Origin of the sequence: Aquabacterium humicola (assembly GCF_030167915.1) — a bacterium.
In the GTDB taxonomy this organism is placed as follows: domain Bacteria; phylum Pseudomonadota; class Gammaproteobacteria; order Burkholderiales; family Burkholderiaceae_C; genus Pseudaquabacterium; species Pseudaquabacterium humicola.
The window spans coordinates 1-5,742 of record NZ_JARGNB010000030.1 but is presented as its reverse complement, the minus strand read 5'-3'; the positions used below and the strand labels follow the sequence as shown (position 1 = coordinate 5,742).

At 62.6% G+C, this 5,742-nt stretch carries 6 protein-coding genes; all 6 read right to left on the bottom strand.

Annotated features, from left to right (window positions below):
- Window positions 1–269: 269 nt before the first annotated feature.
- The 6 genes from P1K89_RS33140 to P1K89_RS33115 all read right to left on the bottom strand — a co-directional run bounded on the left by P1K89_RS33140 (window position 270) and on the right by P1K89_RS33115 (window position 5,489).
- A complete protein-coding gene (locus tag P1K89_RS33140; protein WP_284620808.1) occupies window positions 270–644 on the bottom strand; it encodes a nuclear transport factor 2 family protein in 375 nt (124 codons plus the stop codon).
- Between the two features lie 1,757 nt (window positions 645–2,401).
- On the bottom strand, window positions 2,402–2,911 hold the full coding sequence (locus tag P1K89_RS33135) for a GrpB family protein (protein WP_284620807.1): 510 nt from the start codon (window positions 2,909–2,911) through the stop codon (window positions 2,402–2,404).
- Between the two features lie 630 nt (window positions 2,912–3,541).
- Complete coding sequence (locus P1K89_RS33130; protein ID WP_284620806.1) at window positions 3,542–3,742, bottom strand: hypothetical protein; 201 nt, start codon at window positions 3,740–3,742, stop codon at window positions 3,542–3,544.
- Between the two features lie 371 nt (window positions 3,743–4,113).
- Complete coding sequence (locus tag P1K89_RS33125) at window positions 4,114–4,473, bottom strand: ankyrin repeat domain-containing protein (RefSeq protein WP_284620805.1); 360 nt, start codon at window positions 4,471–4,473, stop codon at window positions 4,114–4,116.
- Between the two features lie 299 nt (window positions 4,474–4,772).
- Window positions 4,773–5,042, bottom strand: coding sequence for a hypothetical protein (locus tag P1K89_RS33120; protein ID WP_284620804.1), 270 nt, complete (start codon window positions 5,040–5,042; stop codon window positions 4,773–4,775).
- A 174-nt stretch (window positions 5,043–5,216) separates the two neighbouring features.
- Window positions 5,217–5,489, bottom strand: coding sequence for a hypothetical protein (locus P1K89_RS33115; protein WP_284620803.1), 273 nt, complete (start codon window positions 5,487–5,489; stop codon window positions 5,217–5,219).
- Window positions 5,490–5,742: the final 253 nt, after the last annotated feature.

Below are 5,742 nucleotides of genomic sequence, written 5' to 3'. Positions count from 1 at the left end.
TCAACGACAGGCCGAGAAAGGTTCTCGGATTCGACACGCCTAACGAGGCGTATGCTCGGTGGTGTTGCGCTTAGTTTGGCAATTCGTGAGGCCTAACGTTTGAGGTAACGCGCCCGTGCCGGCAGGACGCTTGGGGCGCGAGGCCGATGATAGGCTGCACGGCCTCGCGCCCCAAGAGGCCTGCTGGTACGGGTCGCGTTGACCGAAGGGTTAGGCCGCACTCTTTGGCGTGGACTGCGGCTATGGACGCATGACCCGGACGAGGCGATTTACCACGTTGTCGCCGCAGGGGTACCCTGGTGATAGCGCAGTTGCCAGCGGCCCTCTACGTTGAGCCAGAGCGACGAGCGAAGAGCGTGCAGAGACAGGAAGCCAGATGAGCTACGGTGTGCAGAGCGATAGGTGAGAAGGGCAGCGCCAGGAGCCAACAACGTTGCTTCGAAGTTGCTCGACTCGACCGTGGGACTCGATTCGCTGGTGGTCAAGTACGAAACGATGGTTTCCCGGGTGTAGCTGGCGCCCGACCGACCGACTTCCACGAAGTCCGGATGAAGAAGCTGTTCCAGCCGTTCGCGTGAGCATCGCACCCCGGGATGGTGAAGCTCTACTTCCAGGGCCTGAAGTTGCTGGACGAGCGACTGCATGCGGTAGTGGCTGTGCGGCCTAACGTTTGAGGTAACGCGCCCGTGCCGGCGGGCGGCTTGGGGCGCGAGGCAGATGATAGACCTGGGTGCCTCGCGCCCCAAGACGGCCGCTGGTACGGGTCGCGTTGGCCGAAGGGTTAGGCCTCACTCTTCTTGCACTGCGTTGCAGGGGCGGCGGTACCTGACATGCCCTACGACGGCTGGTCTTGAACTTCCCGAGGCGGGCTCGACCAAACGAGATTCACCGACTTGCACTTCGGGCAATCGACTACTGCTCCAGGTGGCAGGACGGAGCCACACCGATGGCACGCCCCACTGGTAGGGGCCAAGTGGAGGTATGTCGCCTTTGCCTCGCCGACTGTGCAATTGGTGAGCTCGAGCAAGGCCTTCGCGAAGAGGGGAAACTGATTCTGCCCGTGGAGTACGCGGAGTTGCGGCTGGTCCAAAGCATGGACATCGATCAGGTTGAACAGGCAACCGCACTGAACACAGCGAGGTGAGCGGCGGTTGACCTCGGCGACGGTGAGCATGTGAGGCCTAACGTTTGAGGTAACGCGCCTGTGCCGGCAGGACGCTTGGGGCGCGAGGCCGATGATATGCGGGGCGGCCTCGCGCCCCAAGAGGCCTGCTGGTACGGGTCGCGTTGACCGAAGGGTTAGGCAGCGGCCTGGTTGACGGCAAAGGCAGGTGCTCCATGCTGCGAGACACCTGGGCCTTGCGCTCTGCGCTGCGCCACGGGGTGGTAGCCACTGGCAGTGTCTTCCGACACGCAGCGCCCGACGAACTGACTGAAACTGACGGTGGCAAGCGGTGCAGACGTGGCCGGTCTGGGCCGTGCCCTCTGCGCTGCGCCGCGAGGTGGTAGCCACTGGCAGTGTCTTCCGATGCGCAGCGCCCGACGAACTGACTGCAAGGTAGGGTGAAGAACGCAGGAGCCCTGCGCTCGGAAGCCGACGAGAACTCCTTGTTCAGGCTCCATTCATGCAATGACGCTCGGACGACTTGTGGCTGTTCAGGTGCTCGGCGCTAATGCGCCGCTGAACTTGCGTTGAAGTAGCACGGCCGCTCCACCTGATGCCTAACGTTTGAGGTAACGCGCCCGCGGCAGCAGGTGGCTTGGGGCGCGGGGCCGATGATAGGCTGGGCGGCCTCGCGCCCCAAGACGCCTGCTGGCGCGGGTCGCGTTGACCGAAGGGTTAGGCCTCGCTCGATGAAGCGGACCCTCCGGCGGTGAACGTCGAGGCTAGAAGCCCGCAAGGAAGCTCTTTACGTCCGCGACGGTTCGAGGACGGAACCCGGGACCACGCCAGCCTGGGTAGAAGCCGAGACCTGCGCTGACGAGCAGTTCCACCTTCTTCCACTATCGGCGATCGCTCTGGCGTGGCGCCTTGAAGTCGTGACCCATTGGATGCAGGCGACTTCCGCAGTGCGGACACGTAGTTTCTCTTCGTGCAGAGCTCTGAAATGCGCCGTATGGCGACTGTTTGCTCCAAACCCGATGCTGGATGCTCTCCGTTCCACGTAGCTTGAAAGACTTGCGACACGCGAAGCATGCGTACTTGTCTTTGAAGCTCAGTGCGGGAGTGTCGATGCGTCGGATGAGGGGTGACATGGCGGGGCGGATGCGAGGCCTAACGTTTGAGGTAACGCGCGACCGCCAGCGGAGCGCCAGGGCCGCGAGGCCGATGATAGTGCTGGGCGGCCTCGCGGCCCTGGCGCGCAGCTGGTGGGCGTCGCGTTGACCGAAGGGTTAGGCCTCACTCTCGCTGCAGGACCTGCAGGATGAACGGTGTCTTGGTCTCGGTGTAGGCGGCGCGATCGTCGTGGAATCTGGCAGCCAAGGAGCGCTTGAGGTCCGCGTACTCTTGTGCGAGCTCTCGCTGGGCGGCCAATCTATCGCGAAAGAGGATGTGCTTGTGCCAGAAGGCTCCGTTCCGCTTGACAGCGTGAAGATGGAACTGTCGAGGGCGAGTGCTGGGGAATGCGAAGAACCTCCGGTCCGGGATTTCTTGTTCGTGCTCCGGCATGTACTGGTAGCCAAGGTCGGCGAGAGTGGGTATCACCGCTTGCGCCTCTTCGAGGGAGGGCGCCCCGAGCATCAGGTCGATCATTGGCTTTGAAGGCATACCCGGGATCGCGGTACTGCCTACGTGTTCGACGACAAAGTCACTCGGCAAAGCGTCCAACAAGCGCGAGCGCTCGGCGATGAACGATAGGCGCCAAGCGGTCGAATACGGCGCGAGAACGATTGGTGCGCGGTGCTTCACGTGTGAGGCCTAACGTTTGAGGTAACGCGCCCGCAGCGGCAGGAGGCTTGGGGCGCGAGGGCGATGATAGTGCTGGGCGGCCTCGCGCCCCAAGACGCCTGCCGGTGCGGGTCGCGTTGACCGAAGGGTTAGGCAGCGGCCTGGTTGACAGCAAACGCAGGTGCTCCATGCCACGAGACACCTGGGCCTTGCGCTCTGCGCTGCGCCACGGGGTGGTAGCCACGGGCAGTGACTTCCGACGCGCAGCGCCCGACGAACTGACTGAATCCGACGGTGGCAAGCGCTGCAGACGTGGCGGGTGCTGGGCCTTGCCCTCTGCGCTGCGCCACGGGTTGATAGCCACTGGCAATGTCTTCCGATGCGCAGCGCCCGACGAACTGACTGTTGGGACGAAGTTCAGGCTCCAGAGATAGGATGACTCTCGGACAACTCGTGGCTGTTCAGGTGCTCGGCGCGAAGCGCCGCTGAACTTGCGTTGCAGTAGCACGGCCGCTCCACCTGATGCCTAACGTTTGAGGTAACGCGCGACCGCCAGCGGAGCGCCGGGGCCGCGAGGCCGATGATAGGCTGAACGGCCTCGCGGCCCCGGCGCGTAGCTGGTGGGCGTCGCGTTGACCGAAGGGTTAGGCCTCAGCCGGCCTGCGACGGACGACGGGAAGGAACCTGTCCGGCGGCCGCCAGGAGATCGACGCTGTGCTGCAGGTTGACCAAGAGCGAGGCGCGATCGACGATGGGCTCGACGAGGCGAATATGAAACCAACCGATGAGATTCGGCGCAGCCGGTCTTTGCTGCTCATGAAGCGCTGAGCCCGCCTTCTGGAAGAAGAGCATTGCGTGCCGGCCATCAGGTGTTTGCACTGCAGCTACTGCACAGTGCGCGGACATGTACTCAGGTATGACGACGCACTGCCAGCCGTTCGGAACTGCGTCAGTTAAGACGGGGCAGTCTTCAAGTTCACCTACGGTTGCCTTCGGACCTGCCGCGATGGCTTGCATCCACGCGGTGAGCGGCGGGGGATCGCCCTGCTCCAGCGTTCCGGGTGAGTACAGGAGCCAGTTGGCGTGGGGTGCTGGCATCTGAGGCCTAACGTTTGAGGTAACGCGCCCGTGCCAGCAGGAGGCTTGGGGCGCGAGGCCGATGATAGGCGGGACGGCCTCGCGCCCCAAGACGCCTGCTGGTACGGGTCGCGTTGACCGAAGGGTTAGGCGTCACCGCGTGAGAACAACCTAGTGAGCCAGTTCTTCTTGATCGGTTGGTGCGGCAGAGGTGAGACACCCAACTTGACCAGTTCTTCCTCAAGCGTAGCAAGACCTACTTGGCGTGCAGCCTGGATTGGTGTGGCGCTGTCGAACTCAGAAGGCAGGTTCGGGTTCGCACCGGACTGAAGCAGGTAGCGCGCAACCTCTTCTTGCTTGGCAAGGATGGCCGCGACCAGCGGGGTAGACAGGAACTCCGGGTGTGCGTAGTTGATATCTACGCCGGCCTTGACGTGATATTGGACAAGCTCAAGGTCACCCGCGACAGCGGCGTCGAACATTTCCTTCCAGTTGCCTCCGGACACGTGAACCTCATGAATCGTGGTGACGAACCAACTGTACGGTCCTCGCGCTCGGCAGTAGCAAGGCGGGGCACATGCACGCACCTGGAGGCCTGGTGTGACGCCTAACGTTTGAGGTAACGCGCCCGCGGCAGCAGGGGGCTTGGGGCGCGAGGCACATGATAGACGTGGGTGCCTCGCGCCCCGAGTGGCCTGCTGGTACGGGTCGCGTTGACCGAAGGGTTAGGCGTCACTCCCTGGGCCGAGCGGCAGACGTGGAAGGATCACTCCTGCAGGGCGTGTTGCTGAGGTCCTGACGATGGTCACGAAGGGGCAAGGCTCAGAGCGTCCAAGAACGACTGCAGCGCTCTTGAAGCGGCGAGCTTGAGGTGTTCCTTCCTGCGAATCAATCGGTATGCGAGTACAGGGAGGAGGATCACCGCGAAGAAGAGACCTTCCAGGAACATGATCCAGATTGTTCCTGTTCTCACCCACACTGAGATGGTCGGTCCGAGGAGACAAGAGGCAATGAGCAGGGCGTTCAGTCCAAGGAGGATGATCGAGGCCTTGCGACCGAATGCAAGATCTTGCATTTCAGGATTTGCGTCGGTGGGGATTGGCCGGGGACGCTGCATGTGACGCCTAACGTTTGAGGTAACGCGCCCGTGCCGGCAGGACGCTTGGGGCGCGAGGCACACGATAGGCCTGGGTGCCTCGCGCCCCAAGGGGCCTGCTGGTACGGGTCGCGTTGACCGAAGGGTTAGGCCTCAGGTTTCCCGCGACTCGTACTCGATGCCACCTATGTACTTGAAGAGCGTGTTGTACAGCCAGCAGCCAACGGCAACTGAGAGATAGCCAAACACGAGATAGAAGATGGGGAAGATCACCACCATGAGGAATGGCGGACCCGAGCCCTTCGGTGCGGCTGCGATGCCAAACAGCATGAAGGGAAGTACGAAGACCAGTGATCCGACAGTCATGAGGATGGCAAAGACCTTGCCATTCTGATGAGGCGACAGGCGGGCAACTTGCTTCTTCATCACAGACCTCCTTCGGACGACTCGCATCATAGGCGACGCGACGCTGGTCTCCATAGACCGCAGACGTTCGCAGAATCACAAGGTGCCTCGCCAGCGGCGCGGAGTTGACGGCTCCGAAGGCGAATCTGAGGGGCGGATTGCCAGGCGAAGTGCAACACCTTTGCGAAGGGGGGCGGTGAGTTGGAGACTAGCCGCTTCTCTTCGGGCAGGAAGGGTTGCAGCATGGAGTATCACCAACTCACCTACAGGGAAC